The sequence below is a fragment of the Cryobacterium gelidum genome (assembly GCF_004403985.1).
Classification (GTDB): domain Bacteria; phylum Actinomycetota; class Actinomycetes; order Actinomycetales; family Microbacteriaceae; genus Cryobacterium; species Cryobacterium gelidum.
Genome location: NZ_SOHL01000013.1, coordinates 307,963 through 325,690 on the forward strand (window position 1 = coordinate 307,963; position 17,728 = coordinate 325,690).

Annotated in this window: 16 protein-coding genes; 5 read left to right on the top strand and 11 right to left on the bottom strand. The window is 63.1% G+C overall.

The features are described 5' to 3' along the window. The first annotated feature begins 111 nt into the window (after nt 1-111). Nucleotides 112-1,029, top strand: coding sequence for a hypothetical protein (locus E3T50_RS07790; protein WP_134551312.1), 918 nt, complete (start codon nt 112-114; stop codon nt 1,027-1,029). Here the strand turns inward: E3T50_RS07790 and E3T50_RS07795 are convergent. Continuing rightward, a complete protein-coding gene (locus E3T50_RS07795) occupies nt 1,026-1,799 on the bottom strand; it encodes an NUDIX hydrolase (RefSeq protein ID WP_134551313.1) in 774 nt (257 codons plus the stop codon). The genes E3T50_RS07790 and E3T50_RS07795 overlap by 4 nt on opposite strands. A gap of 161 nt (nt 1,800-1,960) precedes the next feature. Here E3T50_RS07795 and E3T50_RS07800 point away from each other — a divergent pair, with 161 nt between their 5' ends. Further along, nucleotides 1,961-3,016, top strand: a complete 1,056-nt coding sequence (locus E3T50_RS07800) for a 2,3-butanediol dehydrogenase (RefSeq protein ID WP_134551314.1) — start codon at nt 1,961-1,963, stop codon at nt 3,014-3,016. 65 nt (nt 3,017-3,081) lie between these two features. Next, nucleotides 3,082-3,858, top strand: coding sequence for an MBL fold metallo-hydrolase (locus tag E3T50_RS07805; RefSeq protein WP_134551315.1), 777 nt, complete (start codon nt 3,082-3,084; stop codon nt 3,856-3,858). Between the two features lie 14 nt (nt 3,859-3,872). Here the strand turns inward: E3T50_RS07805 and E3T50_RS16190 are convergent, their stop codons facing one another. After that, nucleotides 3,873-4,025: a hypothetical protein gene (locus E3T50_RS16190; RefSeq protein ID WP_166784234.1), complete on the bottom strand. Its 153-nt coding sequence runs from the start codon at nt 4,023-4,025 to the stop codon at nt 3,873-3,875. Nucleotides 4,026-4,242: 217 nt separating this feature from the next. Between E3T50_RS16190 and E3T50_RS07810 the strand changes: the two genes are divergently transcribed. Continuing rightward, nucleotides 4,243-5,718, top strand: coding sequence for an MFS transporter (locus E3T50_RS07810; protein WP_134551316.1), 1,476 nt, complete (start codon nt 4,243-4,245; stop codon nt 5,716-5,718). A gap of 144 nt (nt 5,719-5,862) precedes the next feature. Next, nucleotides 5,863-6,360, top strand: a complete 498-nt coding sequence (locus tag E3T50_RS07815; protein WP_134551317.1) for a universal stress protein — start codon at nt 5,863-5,865, stop codon at nt 6,358-6,360. An 87-nt stretch (nt 6,361-6,447) separates the two neighbouring features. On the opposite strand, the gene E3T50_RS07820 is transcribed toward E3T50_RS07815, so the two are convergent. From E3T50_RS07820 to mmsA, 9 genes are all read right to left on the bottom strand, one after another. Then, nucleotides 6,448-7,770: a class I SAM-dependent methyltransferase gene (locus E3T50_RS07820; RefSeq protein ID WP_134551318.1), complete on the bottom strand. Its 1,323-nt coding sequence runs from the start codon at nt 7,768-7,770 to the stop codon at nt 6,448-6,450. Next, nucleotides 7,767-9,146 carry an FAD-binding oxidoreductase gene (locus E3T50_RS07825; RefSeq protein WP_134551319.1) on the bottom strand — a complete coding sequence of 460 codons (1,380 nt, stop codon included), beginning with the start codon at nt 9,144-9,146 and terminating at the stop codon, nt 7,767-7,769. The genes E3T50_RS07820 and E3T50_RS07825 overlap by 4 nt, the downstream gene beginning before the upstream one ends. Before the next feature lie 101 nt (nt 9,147-9,247). Further along, nucleotides 9,248-10,222, bottom strand: a complete 975-nt coding sequence (nrdF, locus tag E3T50_RS07830) for a class 1b ribonucleoside-diphosphate reductase subunit beta (protein WP_134461835.1) — start codon at nt 10,220-10,222, stop codon at nt 9,248-9,250. Between the two features lie 73 nt (nt 10,223-10,295). Continuing rightward, nucleotides 10,296-12,401 carry a class 1b ribonucleoside-diphosphate reductase subunit alpha gene (gene nrdE / locus E3T50_RS07835; protein WP_134551421.1) on the bottom strand — a complete coding sequence of 702 codons (2,106 nt, stop codon included), beginning with the start codon at nt 12,399-12,401 and terminating at the stop codon, nt 10,296-10,298. Between the two features lie 29 nt (nt 12,402-12,430). Further along, nucleotides 12,431-12,835 carry a class Ib ribonucleoside-diphosphate reductase assembly flavoprotein NrdI gene (gene nrdI / locus E3T50_RS07840; RefSeq protein ID WP_134461838.1) on the bottom strand — a complete coding sequence of 135 codons (405 nt, stop codon included), beginning with the start codon at nt 12,833-12,835 and terminating at the stop codon, nt 12,431-12,433. Nucleotides 12,836-12,907: 72 nt separating this feature from the next. Beyond that, nucleotides 12,908-13,141, bottom strand: coding sequence for a glutaredoxin-like protein NrdH (gene nrdH, locus E3T50_RS07845; protein ID WP_035880942.1), 234 nt, complete (start codon nt 13,139-13,141; stop codon nt 12,908-12,910). Between the two features lie 460 nt (nt 13,142-13,601). Further along, nucleotides 13,602-14,693 carry a substrate-binding domain-containing protein gene (locus tag E3T50_RS07850; RefSeq protein WP_134551320.1) on the bottom strand — a complete coding sequence of 364 codons (1,092 nt, stop codon included), beginning with the start codon at nt 14,691-14,693 and terminating at the stop codon, nt 13,602-13,604. 90 nt (nt 14,694-14,783) lie between these two features. Continuing rightward, entirely contained in the window at nt 14,784-16,097 is a 1,314-nt protein-coding gene (mmsB, locus tag E3T50_RS07855; RefSeq protein WP_134551321.1) for a multiple monosaccharide ABC transporter permease, read from the bottom strand. Further along, nucleotides 16,094-17,644, bottom strand: a complete 1,551-nt coding sequence (mmsA, locus tag E3T50_RS07860; protein ID WP_134551322.1) for a multiple monosaccharide ABC transporter ATP-binding protein — start codon at nt 17,642-17,644, stop codon at nt 16,094-16,096. The genes mmsB and mmsA overlap by 4 nt, the downstream gene beginning before the upstream one ends. Nucleotides 17,645-17,728 lie beyond the last annotated feature (84 nt).

The following is a 17,728-nucleotide window of genomic DNA, read 5'->3' on the forward strand; positions in this document are numbered from 1 at the left end:
CAGACCACCAGCGGCTCGCGGCACTCGTTTGGCACGCGGGCACCCCTAGGGACGAGTGCCCGCTTCTCGCAGGCGTGCCGCGAGCCGGCTGGCCACGGTTAGGGTTTTGGTATGAGCACATTCGCGCTGCCCCGTCGTCTTCTGCGCATTGTGGCGACCGGGGTGGCCCTCGCCGGGGTTGCGGCGACGCTCATCGCGCTGCCGTCGCCGCCGGTCGCCGCAGCGCCGCTACTCACCGCCAGCACCGAGCCCGCGCCCTTCGACCCGGGCCTCATCATCAGCGATTACAACTTCTTCAACCCCGACAGTCTCACCGAGAGTGAGATTCAGGATTTTCTTGAGGAGCGCTCGTGCCGGCCGAGCGACGGTGTGCCGTGTCTCTGGGAATACCGCGAGACGACGACCAGCCAACCGGCGAAGGGTGACGGGCACTGCCTGCCCTACTCCGGCGCCGAGAACGAGACGGCCGCTCGCATCATCGCGAAGATCGCGGCGGCGTGCACGATCAGCCCCGAGGTCTTGCTGGTGTTGTTGCAGAAGGAGCAGTCCCTGCTGACCCGGCCGAGCGCATCCGGTTATTTGCGCGCCTCGGGCTATGGCTGCCCGGACACCGCCGACTGCGACGCCCAGTACTTCGGGTTTTTCAATCAGGTCTACAACGCGGCCTGGCAATTTCGCCAGTACACGCAGGAGCCCGACCGGGCTTTCCAGGTCGGAACCGTCGACGTTGGCTTCAATCCCAGCGCCGAGTGCGGGTCCGCCGCCGTCTCCATCGCGAACCAGGCCACGGCCAACCTGTACAACTACACGCCGTACCAGCCCAACCCGGTTGCCGTCGAGAACGCCGGTGACGAGGGCGACGGATGCTCGACCTACGGCAACCTGAATTTCTGGCTGTTCTTCACCGACTGGTTCGGGGATTCGGCTCGTGAACCGTTCTCGGTCGTCTTCGACGACTGCCTGAACTTCGTCGACGGTCAGGGCTGCCCGCCCGTGTCGCTACTGCCGACCGTTCCCGCTGCCGGCTAGCTCAGCCCGCTCGTGCTGTACACCCACGGCACCTGGCCGATCTCCAGGCGGTGCCGCCCCCCGGCCCGCTCGGCGAGCGCATCATCATCGTAGGCGACATCACCGGCCCAGAACAGCACCGGCCCACGCTCGCTGGCCCCGAGCCGGGTTTTGTAGTGCGTTACCCCGCGCTGCCTCGCAACTGCCATGATCTCGGCCACCGATCCGTGCCCCTGCATCCCGTGCAGCGTGACCCAAGTCGGTGCCACGAGGGTCAAGGAAGCGGATGCGTGCCGCTCCAGCGCCGCCTCCGGCCTTAGCCAGGCATAGTCGATGAGCTCGTCCTCGGCCAACACAATCGGCCCGTGCGGCGCCGCCGTGAGGTAGAACCAGGTGCGCAGCCGCTTCGGGGCACTGCGCGGCGGAACCCACAGGGCGGTCGCCACGAGCGCATCGGGCGCGACCGCCAGCCCCGTCTCCTCCCGTACTTCACGCACGGCGGCCCGGCGGGCGGCGAGCTGGTCGACGACGTCGTCTCGAGCGGCTGCAGCAGCGGTAACGGCAACCTCGAGGGGCGCGCCGGCGTCGCCGGCTGGCACTGCGGCATCCGTTGGCAGTCGGTCGCCGGGGTCGACTCCTCCGCCCGGAAACACCCAGGCGCCGGCGAACGACCCGCGGTGGCGGGGACGTTCGAGCAGCAGCACTTCGGGGCCATCTACGCTGTCACGCAGCAAAACGACGGTCGCCGCGTCTCCAATTGGTGCTGGCGCGACCTCGGTTTCTCGCGACATTGCCTGTCCTTCGGTGTCGGGTCGTGCACGTTTTCCCACCCTAATGCCACGCCCCGACCGGCACCGGAGGCAACCCGGACAGTAGGCTGAAAGTAGGACGGAGTGCACCGCAGGTGCCACGAGGGCATCGTCGGGCTTCGGTGAGGGAGTAGTGACGCATCATGAAGGCAGCTCGTTTTCACGGCCCGGCGGACATTCGCATCGAGGAGATTCCGGAACCCACCCTTCGAGCGGGAGCCGTCGCGATCGACGTGGCCTGGTGCGGCATCTGCGGCACAGACCTGCACGAGTACCTCGACGGGCCGATCTTCATTCCGGCCGAGGGACACCCACACCCTCTCTCGCACGAGGAAGAACCGGTCACGCTCGGCCATGAGTTCTCGGGCACGGTCACCGCACTCGGCGAGGGTGTGTCCGACCTCGCGGTCGGAGACAACGTCGTGGTCGAACCGTATTTCGTCTGCAACGAGTGCGCCCCCTGCCTGGCCGGAAACTACCACCTCTGCACGAAGATGGGCTTCATCGGCCTGGCTGGCGGAGGCGGCGGACTCAGCGAGAAGGTCGTCGTCGACCGCCGCTGGGTGCACGCCATCGGCGATATCCCCTTGGATGAAGCGGCGCTGATCGAGCCGCTCTCCGTTGCCCACCACGCCTTTGTGCGCAGTGGCGCGAAAGCCGGCGATGTCGCCCTCATCGGCGGGGCCGGCCCGATCGGACTGCTCGTCGCCGCCGTGCTCAAGGCCGAGGGCCTGACCGTGATCATGTCCGAGCTCAGCGAGGCTCGCAAGGAGAAAGCGCGAGTCACCGGGGTGGCGGACTTCGTGCTCGATCCCAGCCAGGAAGACGTCGTCGCCCGGGTTCGCGAACTCACGGGCGGTAACGGCGCCGACGTCTGCTTCGAGTGCACGAGCGTCAATGTCGTGCTGAGCCAGCTGTTCGACGCGGTGCGGCCTGCCGGTGTCATCGTCAACGTGTCGATCTGGGGCAAGCCGGCCAGCATCGACATGCAGAAACTCGTACTCAAGGAGATCGACCTGCGCGGAACGATTGCCTACGTGCGCGATCACCCGGCCACCATCAAGCTCGTGCAGGACGGCCGGGTCAAGCTGGCGCCGTTCATCACCGGGCGCATCGCGCTCGACGATCTGATCGCCGAGGGCTTCGACACCCTGATCAACCACAACGAGACCGCGGTCAAGATCATCGTGCACCCCTGATTAGTGCCGGCAGCGGCACCTCGCGCATCGGGGTACCGGTCGTGGCAGTCGCTAAGCTGCGAGCTATGCCCGACGACAGCGCCCGCCCGCAGCGCACGAGCCCGCTCACTCGCAGCCTGCTCGCGCCAAACGCCGGTCCGATGACTCTCGACGGCACCAACACCTATCTGATCGGTGCGCCCGACTCGCGCTCGATTGTCGTCGTCGACCCCGGGCCGCTTGACGAGGGCCACCTGTCCACGCTCGCCGCTTCCGGCCAGGTCGAGCTCGTGCTGATCACGCACCGACACGCCGACCACACGGCGGCAAGCGAACGATTCGCGGCGCTCACCAACGCCCCGGTACGTGCGTTTGATCCCGCCTATTGCGTGAACGGTGCCCCTCTCGTCGACGGGGAGCAGCTCTCAGCCGCTGGTACCAGCATCCGCGTTGTGGCCACGCCCGGGCACACCGACGACTCAATCTGCCTACATCTGCCCGGCGACGGCCTCACCGGCTCGGTGCTCACCGGCGACACCATTCTCGGCCGTGGAACGTCGATCATCGACGGCGCCCTCGCCGACTACCTGGCCTCGCTTGAGGCGCTGCGCGCGCTCGGGCCGGCCACCGTGCTGCCCGCGCACGGCCCGATACTGCCCGACCTCGCGGCCATCTGCACTGCCTACCTCGCGCATCGCCACGAACGACTCGACCAGGTGCGATCTGCCCTCGCCACGTTCGGTTCTGAGGCGACGGTGGCCGAAGTCACCGATCTCGTTTACGCCCAAACGGATGCCGCGGTGCGGTTCGCCGCCGAGGCATCCGTTCGCGCGCAACTGGCCTACCTGCGCGAACCGCGCTGACCGAGCTCGCGAGTCTACTTGCCGGGCTTCTTGTTCTCCAGGGCCCGGGCCGCCAGGGCGCGGGCTCGCGCAGCGGCAGTGTCTGCTGCAGCACTGAACCGGGTATTTCTGACCCCCGAGCTGGCGGTTCGTGCAACCTTGTTGCTTTGTTTGGGGTTTTGGGCCATGGTGCACTTTCCAATCACGTGAAACCGGGAGATAACTCCATGTTGAACCCTATCCGCCCGAAGCCTCCGGCGCCTGTGTGGCACGCACGCGCCGTGAGCGGCGAGCCGGGTTTCGGCGCGGTATCCGCTTACGCGACGGCACCTAGAAGCCAGTCCAGGTAGTCCGCGTGCCGCGCACCGTACTGGCCTGTGACCCTGGATCTAGAATCAATGGACCATGCCGAAGACCACTCCTCCCACCTCCGAGCATGCCGACAGGTCGAAGCGGCAAGCCTTCTGGGTGTGCGTCGGAGTTGCTTCGCTGACAATTCTCGACCTGTCCAAGATAAATGTTGGGTTACCGGCCATCGAGCAGTCGCTCGGCGGCGGTACCACCGAACTCCAGCTCATCGTCGCTGGTTACGCACTCGCTTTTGGGCTCGCGCTGGTACCGTCCGGTCGGCTGGGCGACATTCATTCCCGGCGACTCATGTTCATTGTCGGCCTCAGCTCCTTCACGGTTGCAAGCATTCTGTGCGCGCTCGCGCCTACGATCGAATTCCTGATAGTGGCGCGTATCCTGCAGGGAATTGCTGCGGGAATTCAGATGCCGCAAGTACTCGGACTAATCCAACAGCTGTTCCAAGGCGCGGCACGAGGGCGCGCCTTCGGCTTGTTTGGAGCGGTCATCGGAGTTTCGACGGCCTTCGGACCGACCCTGGGTGGCCTCCTGATCGCCGTTGGCGGCCCCGATAACGGCTGGCGCCTGTCGTTTTGGATGAACGTGCCGCTGGGTCTTCTGGCACTCTTCTTCGCGATACGTGTGCTTCCGAAACGCCAGAGTCATGCACGAGAACGCACGGGGCTCGACCTCGTCGGCATCCTGTTGCTGGGAATTGCCACTCTCGGCCTCATGCTTCCGTTCGTACTGACGACCGGCGCCCCAACGGATGACCCCCGCCGCTGGTTCTGGCTGATTGTGTTCGGTCTTTCCGGCGCCGCGTTCTTCTGGTGGGAACGGCGGTACCAGCACATCGGTAAGTCACCCGTTGTGAATTTCGCACTCTTTCGCACGGCGTCCTATCGCAACGGGATACTGATCACCACGGCCTATTTTGCGGCGATTCCGCCGTACTTTCTGCTGGTCACCCTTTTTCTGCAACAGGGCCTTGGGCTTGAGCCCGTCTTCGCCGGAATGGTGAGCATCTCCTTTGCCCTCGCCTCAGCGGTAACGTCGTGGATCGGCGGTCGCCTGGTCTTCCGTTGGGGCCGCCAGCTCGTCGCTCTCGGCCTGGTCACCGTCATGATCGGCTTCGTGCTCGTTCTACTGGCGGGATTATTCGCCTCGGTAGGCCTCGCACCGTGGCTGATCGCGGCAGCCATGACGATGACCGGTGTCGGCGGCGGCTTCGTCATCTCGCCGAACCAGACGCTCACCCTGACCGAGGTTCCAGTCACGCAGGGCGGCGTCGCCGGGTCGATGGCCCAGGTGGGTCAGCGGGTGGGAACGGCCATCGGAGTCGCGGCGATAATCTCGACCTTCTACGCAACGTTGTACGCGGAGGTGAGCCAGCCCGACCGCGTGCAGGTGTTTCGTGACGGCTTCCTCAACGGAATCCTGGTCGCGCTGGTACTCGTCGCCGTTGCCCTGGTATTCGCCCTGGTCGACCTGTTCGGGCACCGAACTGAAACGTCGGCCCTACCGAGGGCCTGAACGCAGACATGTCTTCGCCGATGAACGAAAATCTCCGCCTTGGTAAACGGCGAATCGGGGCGGAATCTGCCATGCTGGCCGTGAGTCGAGGTGCGGCAGTCGGTCCTGTCCGCCTGCCGGGCGCCGTAGACAAGGGAGTGCAGCATGAGCGCGTGCGTGATTGTTGGGGTGGTGCCCGGCCAGCCGGACACCGTCGTGCAGCAGGCGGCCATGTTCGCGGCGCGTTTCAACGCGGAACTGGTGTGCGCATCGGTGGACGCCGGCCAGTACCAGGTCTACGACCTGGGCTACGGCACGATGACGAGTCTGCCATTGACTGCGGACTCGCCCGAACGTGCGGAGGAGAGATTCGACCCGGATCTCGCGGCGCGCCTGGCCGCGCTCCTCGACGGACGCGGCTTCACCTGGAGCACCCGTGCCCTCGTCGGTGATCCGGCCCAAGCCCTCGGCGACCTGGCCGACACGCTCAATGCGGCGATGATCGTGGTCGGAACCAGGGAGGCGACGTTGCGGGCCAGCCTGCAGGAGTTCATCAACGGTTCGGTGGCGGTGCAACTGGCGCACCGTCAGCATCGTCCGGTGGTCGTGATTCCGCTTGCCCCGGTTCCGTCTGACCAGGCCCTGCCCTGGGACCCCGCCTGATCATCCGCGCGACCATTCTTCGCGTGCACGCGAGCCGCGGCCCGTCGTCGCAGGCCGGCCCGCCGCATCCGCTCCCACCGAATATAGCTACGGTGTCCACCACGGCCGCAACGGCAGCCCACCGACACCGTCACCCTCGTCGGGCTTGGCCATCAACACCTGATGCAGCTGGATGCCGTTGCTCTCGAACGCGAGCCGTGAGCCCGCCATGTACAGCCCCCACACTTTCGCGGTGGGGAGGCCGACCTCGGCGACCGCCTCGTCCCAATGCTCGACGAGGTTGGCGCACCAGTCGCGCAGCGTCAGCGCGTAGTGCTGGCGCAGGTTCTCCTCGTGCAGCACCTCGAGCCCCGCATCCTGCGCTTCGCTGATGATCCGGCCCGAGCCGGTGAGCTCCCCATCCGGAAAGACATAGCGATCGATGAACCCGCGGGGCGCCGGTTCGGTTCGGTTCTCTGGCCGCGTGATGCAGTGATTGAGCAGAAGACCGCCGGGGCGCAGCCTGGATTGCAGAAAGCCGAAGTACGACGAGTAGTTGCGCACTCCGATATGCTCCAGCAGCCCGATTGACGACACCGCGTCAAAGCCGATTTCGGTGATATTGCGGTAGTCCCCGTGGCGAACCTCCGCGAAATCGTTCAGGCCCTCCTCGGCAATGGCCCGCTGCGCCCACGCGGTCTGCTCACGCGACAGCGTCACTCCGGTGGCAAGCACGCCGCGGCGTGCGGCGTAGCGCACCATGCCGCCCCAGCCGCACCCGACGTCAAGCAGGCGGTCGCCCGGCAACAGCCGCAGCTTCTCGAACACGAGCCGGTACTTGTTCTCCTGTGCCTCATCGAGGGATGCGTCACTGTCTGGGTAGCAGGCGCAGGTGTAGGTCATCGACGGCCCGAGCACCCACTCGTAGAACCGGTTTGAGACGTCGTAGTGGTGGCGGATCGCCTCGGCGTCGCGCGTTTTGCTGTGCCGGAGCCCTCCGGCAACACGGCGCCAGCGCGGCATTGCTTCCTCCGGCGGCGGCGCGATCGGGCGCAGCTGCCGCACACCGATAGAGCGGATGATGTCCACCATCATTCGCGCCGGTGGCCGAGTGAAGTCCAGGCTGTCGGCGAGCGCCGTGAGCAGTTCATAGGGATCGCCGGGGTGCACCCCGTGCAGGTCGAGGTCGCCGGCGATATAGGCGCGGGCCAGACCGAGGTCGCCGCGGCCCGTGGCGAGGTAGGTCGTGCCGCGCGGGGTCAGGAGATCCAGCCCGAACGGTGCGCCCTGCGGTCCGGCTGCGCTCCCGTCGTAGGCGGTGAATCGCACCGGGAGGCGACCGCCGGCCAGAATCTCCAGCACCTGGGCGAGGGTGAATTTTCCCGCCGTCGCATTCGTCGCATTCGTCGCACGATCCTTGAACGTGGTCATCGTCGTAGCACCGCCTTGGAGTAGAGGTCGAGGAGACGGGAATCGGGGTCGTATCGCTTCTTCGCGGCTCGGTAGCTGTCCCCGCCGTAGAGTTCGTCGAACTCCGGCTGCGAGTAATACGAGTCGGAGTACAGCGACTTGTGCCCGTCGAGTTCGCCGACCTTGCGTTCGATCAGCCGGTTCGTCGCCCCGTCGCTGGACCCAACCGGTACCGTCGACCAGAAGCCGACGTTGACGTAGTTCTGCTGGGGCCGGATCGGGTAGAGCGGCCAGTGGTCATCGCCTCTCAAGCGCAACGGGCACAGCCAGATCGGCATGATCGGTACGGTGCGCAGAAACCAGTCCAGAAACTCCGCGCATCGCGCAATCGGTACCTCGACGTCTTGGACGACTCGCTCGCGGGGCGGTCTGCCGTTCAGTTTTTCGATACGGTCGCCGATGTTAAACCGCTGTTCGAGCTTCATCAGCTTTCCGTAGAAGCTGCTGCGCCGGTAGCGCCCGGGCCAGACCCTTCGAATCAGGGCATGCTGCGCGCCGAACGCCTCGGAGCACCAGAACCAGTCGGTGTCCCAGCGCCACAGGTAGTCGTGAATGGTGAGGCGATCGTCCGTCGCGCCGCGGTCGTGCTGGATGGAGCGGTAGTAGATCTGCTGGCCGGTGTAATCGCTGGCGGGGCCGGGCGCGCTGGTCTGCCTGCCGACGCAGAGGTAGCTTTCGTCGGCGCTGAACACCACGCCGTCGAGGTAGTCGACGAGAACGCCGTCGAGGCGGCCGGTTTCGAGGATGCCGTCCATCGCCGCGACCAGGTCGACCATCGAGTGGAATCGCACATGGGTGAGCGTGACGAACGGCTTGACGGGGTCGAGTTCGATGCGCAGACGCACCGCATAACCGAGCGTCCCGTACGAGTTGGGGAAGGCGCGGAACAGGTCGGCGTTCTGGCCGGGCGACGCGGTGATTATCTCCCCGGCGCCGGTGAGGATGTCCATCTCCAGCACCGACTCGTGCGGCAGACCGTTGCGAAACGACGTCGACTCGATGCCGAGGCCGGCCACCGCGCCGCCGAGGGTGATGGTCTTCAACTGCGGCACGACCAACGGTGCCAACCCGTGGCGCAGCGTCGCTGCAACAAGGTCGTCGTAGGTGCACATGCCGCCCACGTCGGCCCTACGCGCCGCCACGTCAACAGCGATGACGCCAGTCAAACCGGACGGGTCGAGGCCTTGAGCCTGACCCTGAACTCGTGTGCGGAACAGATTCGAGGTGGACTTCGCCAGTCGGATCGGGGCCGTCGCCGGGACGGCGCGGTAACTGTCAAGAAGGCGCTGCACGCCAGCGGCGTGAGCGCTCTGGGCGTCAACCACAGCAACGGGCACGCCTTCACGCTAGTCCCGGGCGCCAGCCGGCGCGACCCGAATTTCCACAATTATGCACGAAGGGCGGATGCCGAGGCATCCGCCCTTCTCGAAATTCAGACCTAGAAGTCCCAGTCGTCGTCTTCGGTAACGACAGCCTTGCCGATCACATACGAGGAACCCGAGCCCGAGAAGAAGTCGTGGTTCTCGTCGCCGTTCGGTGAGAGGGCGGAGAGAATCGCCGGGTTCACGTCGCAGACGTCCTTCGGGAAGATCGCCTCGAAGCCGAGGTTCATCAGCGCCTTGTTGGCGTTGTAGTGCAGAAACTTCTTGACGTCCTCGGTCAGACCGACCTCATCGTAGAGGTCCTGCGTGTACTGCACTTCGTTCTCGTACAGCTCGAACACGAGGTTGAAGGTGTAATCCTTGATCTCGTCGCGGCGCTCCTGCGTCTCCTTCTCGAGACCCTTCTGAAACTTGTAACCGATGTAATAGCCGTGCACCGCTTCATCCCGAATGATCAAACGGATGAGGTCGGCCGTGTTGGTCAGGCGGGCCCGGCTGGAGAAGTACATCGGCAAGTAGAAGCCCGAGTAGAACAGGAACGACTCGAGCAGCACCGAGGCGACCTTGCGCTTGAGCGGGTCGTCGCCCTGATAATAATCCATCACGATCGAGGCCTTGCGCTGCAGGTACTCGTTCTCGGTCGACCAGCGGAACGCTTCGTCGATCTCCTTGGTGGAAGCGAGCGTCGAGAAGATCGACGAGTAGCTCTTGGCGTGCACCGACTCCATGAACGCGATGTTCGTGTAGACAGCTTCTTCATGCGGGGTGATGGCATCCGGAATCAACGACACGGCGCCGACGGTACCCTGGATCGTGTCGAGCAGGGTCAGCCCGGCGAACACGCGCATGGTGAGCTGCTGCTCGACCGGCGTGAGCTGGTTCCACGACTGGATGTCGTTGCTGAGCGGAATCTTCTCCGGCAGCCAGAAGTTGTTGGTCAGCCGGTTCCAGACCTCGACGTCTTTCTCGTCTTCGATCTTGTTCCAGTTGATCGCATCAACGTGCGACACCAGCTTGAGCTTGTCAATCATGGGTTCCTCCGGGAGTCGTACCACTACAGTCAGTCAGAAATTTACAAAGAACTCACTCGAGCGCTTAATTTGCTCACAGTGCGCAGGACACGCAACCTTCAATTTCCGTCCCCTCGAGCGCCATCTGGCGCAGACGGATGTAGTAAATGGTTTTGATGCCCTTTTTCCAAGCGTAGATCTGGGCGCGGTTGATGTCACGGGTGGTCGCGGTGTCCTTGAAGAACAGGGTCAGCGAGAGGCCCTGGTCTACGTGCTGGGTTGCCGCCGCGTACACGTCGATGATCTTCTCGGAGCCGATTTCGTAGGCATCCTGGTAGAAGTCCAGGTTGTCGTTCGTCATGAACGGCGCCGGGTAGTACACGCGGCCCAGCTTGCCTTCCTTGCGAATCTCGATCTTCGCCGCAATCGGGTGGATCGACGCGGTCGAGTTGTTGATGTACGAGATCGACCCGGTCGGCGGCACGGCCTGCAGGTTCTGGTTGTAGATGCCGTGCTTGACAACGGATGCCTTCAGCTCGGCCCAGTCGGCCTGCGTCGGAATCGACACCCCGGCCTGGGCGAACAGCTCGGCGCCGCGAGCGGTCGACGGCTCCCAGACCTGGTCGGTGTACTTGTCGAAGAACGCCCCGGATGCGTAGGTCGAGTCTTCGAAGCCCTCGAAGGTGCGGCCGCGCTCCATGGCGATGGCGTTGGAGGCCCGCAGGGCGTGGAACAGAACCGTGTAGAAGTAGATATTGGTGAAGTCGATGCTCTCGTCACTGCCGTAGTAGACGCGCTCGCGGGCGAGGTAGCCGTGCAGGTTCATCTGGCCGAGGCCGATGGCGTGCGAGCGATCGTTGCCATCTTCGATCGAACGAACCGAGCTGATGTGGCTCTGCTCCGATACCGCGTTGAGGCCGCGAATGGCGGCATTGACGGTGCGTCCGAGGTCGCCGGAATCCATGGCCAGGGCAATGTTCATCGACCCGAGGTTGCAGGAGATGTCCTTGCCGATCTCGTTGTACGAGAGGTCTTCGTTGTAGGTCGTCGGGGTGTTCACCTGCAGGATCTCGGAGCACAGGTTCGACATGTTGATGCGGCCCTGGATCGGGTTCGCCGCATTCACCGTGTCTTCAAACATGATGTACGGGTAGCCCGACTCGAACTGGATCTCGGCGAGGGTCTGGAAGAACTCGCGCGCCTTCATCTTGGATTTCTTGATGCGGGGGTTGTCGACCATCTCGTGGTACTTCTCGCTCACCGAGATGTCGGCGAAGGGCACGCCGTAGACGCGTTCCACGTCGTAGGGCGAGAAGAGGTACATCCAGTCGTCGTTCTTGGCCAGCTCGAAGGTGATGTCGGGAATAACGACACCGAGCGAGAGGGTCTTGATGCGAATCTTCTCGTCGGCATTCTCCCGCTTGGTGTCGAGAAAACGCATGATGTCGGGGTGGTGCGCGTGCAGGTAGACAGCGCCGGCGCCCTGGCGAGCACCGAGCTGGTTGGCGTAGCTGAAGGAGTCTTCGAGCAGCTTCATGACGGGAATGATGCCGCTGGACTGGTTCTCGATCTGCTTGATCGGTGCGCCGGCTTCACGAATGTTGGTGAGCAGCAGGGCCACGCCGCCGCCGCGCTTGGAGAGCTGCAGCGAGGAGTTGATGCCACGCGAGATCGATTCCATGTTGTCTTCGATGCGCAGCAGGAAGCACGAGACGAGCTCACCGCGCTGGGCCTTGCCGGAGTTCAGAAACGTGGGGGTTGCTGGCTGAAAACGGCCGGCGATGATCTCTTCGACCAGGGCAACGGCGAGCTTCTCATCACCGGATGCGAGACCCAGCGCGGTCATGACCACGCGGTCTTCGAAACGCTCAAGGTACCGCTTGCCGTCGAAGGTCTTCAGCGTGTACGAGGTGTAGTACTTGAACGCGCCGAGAAAGCTCTGGAAGCGGAACTTCTTGGAGTAGGCCAGGTCGTTCAGGCTTGTGATGAACTCGAAGGAGTACTGGTCGAGCACGGCCTGCTCGTAGTATTCCTTCTCGACCAGGTAGTCGAGGCGCTCGCGCAGCGAGTGGAAGAACACCGTGTTCTGATTGACGTGCTGCAGGAAGAACTCACGGGCTGCTTCGCGGTCTTTGTCGAACTGGATCTCCCCGTTCGGGCCGTACAGATTGAGCATCGCGTTGAGCGAGTGGTAGTCCATGCCCGACGGTGCGTCAATGGGCGTGATTTTCACGGCTGTTGTTTCCAAAATTCTTCCAATCCGTCGTGAACGATGCGCACATCATCCGGTGTTCCAAATACTTCAAAGCGATAGAGGTGCGGCACCTTGCACTTGGCGGCGATGATGTCGCCAGCCAGGCAATAGGCCGTACCAAAATTCATGTTGCCTGCACCGATGACGCCGCGGATCAACGACCGATTGGTCTTGTTGTTCAAAAACTTGATGACCTGCTTGGGCACCGCCCCGCCCTCGCTGCCGCCACCGTAGGTGGGCACGCAGAGCACGTACGGCTCCTCGGCGACGAGTGGTTCCTCGCGCGCATAGAGGGGTATGCGCGCCGCCGGCCGACCGAGCTTTTCGACGAACCGACGGGTGTTGCCCGACGTGCTCGAAAAGTAAACGATGTCAGTCATCTAAAGTTGGCGATTCTGATCGGGCCAGGCATCCGGCGAGCGGGGGCCTGCTGGGCGGTGGAGTGGAGTGGCCTACGCCAGGCGAGCGGCGAGTGCGTTGATCTTGTCGGGACGAAAACCCGACCAGTGCTCTTCGTCGGTGATCACGACGGGCGCCTGCAGGTAGCCGAGAGCCTTGACGGCCTCCAGGGCATTTTCATCGACCGAGAGGTCGAGCACTTCATACTCGATGCCCTTGTTGTCGAGGGCACGGTAGGTGGCCGTGCACTGCACGCAGGAGGGCTTCGTGTAAACGGTGATTGCCATGGTTATGGCCTTTCTTATCAGCAGTTCAAGGGTAAATCTGTTCGACCTACTTCGCAAGTATGTTCTATATAACCTTGCGGTTAGCGAGAATATTCCGCCGTCAACCGGGAAGCACGGTGAGCAATTTTGGCGACAAGCTGTAGGGCCTGGCCAGAGTATTAATACTACATCTTGTGATCAGAGTTCGATAGAGCCACTACATGCAGTAATTACAATTATGTAGTTATCCACCGACATTCCACATGTTACGCACAGCTCCCCGGCTTCAAACCGCCCGAATTCCGCGGAATCCGGCATAGTTATCCACAGGCATCACTGACGAGATAATTTTGCCTCTGGAATGGCATCCGGCGTGTCGGGCACCGGCCGGCTGCGAGCGTGCGGGTGAGCCAGCACAGACAAAACGGGCCGGCCCCACGACTGTGGAGACCGGCCCGTTGGGTCAGCGGATGCTGCGTGCTTACTTGGTCAGCGGTGACAGCTTCGGGTCATTGGCGTAGGCCTCGGCCGCGTTGTCCTTTGTCACGATGACCGGCGGCAGCAGGTACGCGGGCACGATCTTGTTGCCGTTGTCGTAGGTGTCGTCGTTGGTCTCGGGAGTGCCGCCGGTCTGCAGCATCTTGACCATGTCAATGGCCTGCTTCACGAGAACGCGGGTGTCCTTGTTGATGGTGGAGTACTGCTCACCGGCCATGATCGACTTGACCGACTCCACTTCGGAGTCCTGACCGGTGACCACGGGGATGGCCTTGCCTGCTGCCTTCACCGAGGTGATGATGGCACGGGCCAGGGTGTCGTTGGGCGAGAGCACGCCGTCGATGTCCTGGCTGCCGTAGGTGCTGGTCAGCAGCGAGTCCATGCGGCTCTGCGCGTTCTCCGGCTTCCAGTCGGCGGTCGCAGTCTGCTTGATGTCGGTCTGACCGGAGGCAACAACGAGCGTTCCGTCGTCGATCTTCGGCTGCAGCACGCTCATTGCCCCGTTGAAGAACACCGGCGCGTTGGCATCAGCGGAGTTGCCGGAGAACAATTCGATGTTGTACGGGCCCTCGGGCTTTTTCGCCGCGAGACCGTCAAGCAGGGCCTGGCCCTGCAACTCGCCCACCTTGAAGTTGTCGTAGGCCACGTAGTAGTCGACGTCATCGGTATTCAGGATGAGACGGTCGTAGGCGATGACAATGGCACCAGCATCATGGGCGTCCTTGACCTGCGTGCCGAGCTGGCCGCCGTCCTGGGCGCCGACGATGATGACCTTGGCTCCGTTGGTGACCATGGCCGACATCTGATCCTGCTGGTCTTTCACCGTTGTAGACGCTCCAGCGTACTGCACGTCGCCCTTGAACCCGGCCTCTTTGAGACCGTCCTCGAACAGCCCCCCAGCGAGAACCCAGTTCTCGCTGGTCTTCGAGGGAAGGGCTACGCCGATGACGGAGTCAGCCGGGAAGCCGACCGCGGCACTGCCGTCACCGGCCGTCTCGGGCGCTCGGCTCGAGCAGCCGGAGAGCGCCATGAGCGCTACTGCGGCCATCGCTGTGACCGTGAGAATTTTTCGCATGTCAATCACTTTCTGTTCGTTGATGTACAGGACTTGGCGGAAGGGAATAGGGAAACTCATCAGACCGGTGGCGTTACGGAACGCGGGCACTCAGTTGGAGGGCAGGTCGGCTGGCCGAGAGGTCTCCGATGCGCCGGCATCCGGTCGCACCACGGGCGGCGGTGTTGACGGGTCGGTGACCTTGCGCTTGCGGGTGAGGAGACCGATAATCGACGGCCGACCCTGGCTCTTGTTCCAGACGTCCACTCCAACGGCCGCCAGCAGCACCATGCCCTTGATGATCTGCACCAGGTCGGAGCCCACGCCGAGCAGCTGTAGCCCGTTGTTCAACACCGCCATCACCAAACCACCAACGATGGAACCGATGACGGTGCCGATCCCGCCCGACACCGCGGCGCCACCGATGAAGACCGCGGCAATCGCGTCGAGTTCCCAGCTGAGGCCGTCTTGCGGGCCGGATGCCCCGGCCCGGGCTACGAAGATCATACCGGCCAGGGCGGACAGGATCGACATGTTCATCATGACGAGAAAATCCACTCGCCGTGAGTTGACTCCGGAGAGTTCCGCGGCGAGTTTGTTGCCGCCGACCGCGTAAATGTGGCGGCCGAGGATGGTGTTGCGGGTGACGAAACTGTAGAACAGCACGAGCACGCCGAGGATGATGCCCGACACCGGGAAGCTGGTGCCCACCCGGCCGCCAGCGAATAGGAAAGTCGCGTAGATGACAACAGCGTCGAGGAGTCCGATCTTGACCAGGCTGGCCCAGAGCGGAGAGGAATCCGAGTGCATCGTCTTCTGCACCTGCCTGGCCCGCCACTCCCGCACGGCAATGGCGATGGCGATGGCGAATCCGAGCAGCAGAGTGAGGTTGTTGTATCCAGTGGTCGGACCCACCTCCGGCAGGTATCCGGCACCGATGACGGTGAAGCCCTCTGGAACGGGCACCGTGTTGGCGTTACCGAAGAATTGGTTGCCACCACGGAAAATGAGCATGCCAGCCAGGGTGACAATGAAGGCTGGCACGCCGATGTAGGCCACCCAGAATCCTTGCCAGGCCCCGATCGCTGCGCCAACCAGGAGGCCGAAAAGCAGCGCCAGTGGCCAGGGGAAGTTCCACTGCGACATAGACGTGGCCACCACGATGCCGGCGAACGCTGCAACCGATCCAACCGATAGGTCAATGTGACCGGCGATGATCACCATGACCATGCCGATGGCCAGGATCAAAATGTAGGAGTACTGGCTCACCAGGTTGATCAGGTTGCCCGGAGAGAGCGTGAGCCCACCGGTCAAAATCTGAAACAGCGCAATGATGGCGATCAGGCTGAAGAGAATGCCGAACTGACGAATATTACTGCCGAAGATCGACTTGCGTTTCTCGGTCGTGGTTGTGTTGCCGCTCATATGCTGCGCACCTTCTTCTTGGCAGAGGTCATGCTTTTCATCAGGGTTTCCGGGTCGGCGTCTGCGCCGTCAATGCAGTCGGTGATGGCGCCTTCGAAGATTGTGTAGATGCGGTCGGCCAGGCCGAGCAATTCCGGCAACTCAGACGAGATCAGGATCACGCCCTTGCCCTGGGCGGCCAGGGCCTGGATGATCCCGTAGATCTCGTATTTGGCCCCGACATCGATGCCGCGGGTGGGTTCGTCCAGAATCAGGATGTCGGGGTCGGTAAACATCCATTTGGCCAACACCACTTTTTGCTGGTTACCACCAGACAGCTTGCTCACCCCCATCTCAACGTTGGGGGTCTTGATGCGAAGGTTTTTGCGGTACTCCTCGGCGATCGAGTACTCCTTGGCGTCGTTCACCACCGGTCCGGCCGAGATCTTCGAGAGCTTGGCCGAGACGACGGAGCGCTTGATATCGTCGAGCAGGTTGAGCCCGAGTGCTTTGCGGTCCTCGCTGACATAGGCGAGGCCGTGCTCGATCGCCTCGCCCACGTTGCGCAGCACGATCTCCTTGCCGTCTTTGAAGATGCGGCCCGAGATGAAGTTGCCGTAGGAGCGGCCGAAGATACTCATGGCGAGCTCCGTGCGCCCGGCACCCATTAGCCCGGCAATGCCGACGATCTCACCGGTGCGCACGGTGAGGGTGGACCCTTTCACGACCATCCGCTCGGATACCTGCGGGTGCTGCACGGTCCAATCGCGCACCTCGAAGAACACCTCACCAATCTGTGGAGTGCGGTCGGGAAACCGACCCTCCAGGCTGCGTCCGACCATTCCGCGAATGATGCGGTCTTCGTTGACGCCGTCGGCGGCGATATCGAGGGTCTCGATCGCGCGGCCGTCACGAATGATCGTGATCGAGTCGGCGATCTGCTCGATCTCATTGAGCTTGTGCGAGATCATGATCGAACTGATGCCCTTGCCCTTGAGCCCGCGGATGAGGTCGAGCAGGTGCTGGGAGTCTGCCTCGTTGAGCGCAGCGGTTGGCTCGTCGAGGATGAGCACCTTGACCGATTTGTTGAGCGCCTTGGCGATCTCAACCAGCTGCTGCTTGCCGACACCGATGTTCTTGACCTGTGTGTCCGGATCGTCACGCAGGCCAACCCTGGCGAGCAGTTCGTAGGCTGTGCGCTTGGCGCCAATCCAGTCGATGGCACCCCACTTGGTGGGCTCATTGCCCAGGAAGATGTTCTCGGTGATCGAGAGCTCCGGAATGAGCGCAAGTTCCTGGTGAATGATGGCGATGCCCGCGGCTTCGCTCGAGCGGATGTCTTTGAATCGCATCTCGGCGCCCTGGAAGATGATGTCGCCCGAGTACGAGCCGTATGGGTAAACCCCGGAGAGCACCTTCATGAGCGTGGACTTGCCGGCACCGTTCTCGCCGCAGATCGCGTGGATCTCTCCGGCTAGGACGGTGAGCGACACATCGGACAACGCTTTCACACCGGGAAACTCCTTGGTGATGGAGCGCATCTCAAGAATTACGTGTTCAGCCGCCATTGGTTGCTCCTCAGGTAGCGCAAAATTGTGACCGTTCACAGCGTACTAAATGGTGGCCTTGCTGCTTACCGCTGTCAAGATTTC

Coding starts and splice junctions, on each gene's coding strand:
- E3T50_RS07795 (WP_134551313.1), bottom strand. CDS start 1,799: ATGTCGCGAGAAACCGAGGTCGCGCCAGCACCAATTGGAGACGCGGCG.
- E3T50_RS07790 (WP_134551312.1), top strand. CDS start 112: ATGAGCACATTCGCGCTGCCCCGTCGTCTTCTGCGCATTGTGGCGACC.
- E3T50_RS07810 (WP_134551316.1), top strand. CDS start 4,243: ATGCCGAAGACCACTCCTCCCACCTCCGAGCATGCCGACAGGTCGAAG.
- E3T50_RS07850 (WP_134551320.1), bottom strand. CDS start 14,693: ATGCGAAAAATTCTCACGGTCACAGCGATGGCCGCAGTAGCGCTCATG.
- nrdI (WP_134461838.1), bottom strand. CDS start 12,835: ATGACTGACATCGTTTACTTTTCGAGCACGTCGGGCAACACCCGTCGG.
- mmsB (WP_134551321.1), bottom strand. CDS start 16,097: ATGAGCGGCAACACAACCACGACCGAGAAACGCAAGTCGATCTTCGGC.
- nrdF (WP_134461835.1), bottom strand. CDS start 10,222: ATGATTGACAAGCTCAAGCTGGTGTCGCACGTTGATGCGATCAACTGG.
- mmsA (WP_134551322.1), bottom strand. CDS start 17,644: ATGGCGGCTGAACACGTAATTCTTGAGATGCGCTCCATCACCAAGGAG.
- E3T50_RS07820 (WP_134551318.1), bottom strand. CDS start 7,770: ATGACCACGTTCAAGGATCGTGCGACGAATGCGACGAATGCGACGGCG.
- E3T50_RS07815 (WP_134551317.1), top strand. CDS start 5,863: ATGAGCGCGTGCGTGATTGTTGGGGTGGTGCCCGGCCAGCCGGACACC.
- E3T50_RS16190 (WP_166784234.1), bottom strand. CDS start 4,025: ATGGCCCAAAACCCCAAACAAAGCAACAAGGTTGCACGAACCGCCAGC.
- E3T50_RS07800 (WP_134551314.1), top strand. CDS start 1,961: ATGAAGGCAGCTCGTTTTCACGGCCCGGCGGACATTCGCATCGAGGAG.
- nrdE (WP_134551421.1), bottom strand. CDS start 12,401: ATGGACTACCACTCGCTCAACGCGATGCTCAATCTGTACGGCCCGAAC.
- nrdH (WP_035880942.1), bottom strand. CDS start 13,141: ATGGCAATCACCGTTTACACGAAGCCCTCCTGCGTGCAGTGCACGGCC.
- E3T50_RS07805 (WP_134551315.1), top strand. CDS start 3,082: ATGCCCGACGACAGCGCCCGCCCGCAGCGCACGAGCCCGCTCACTCGC.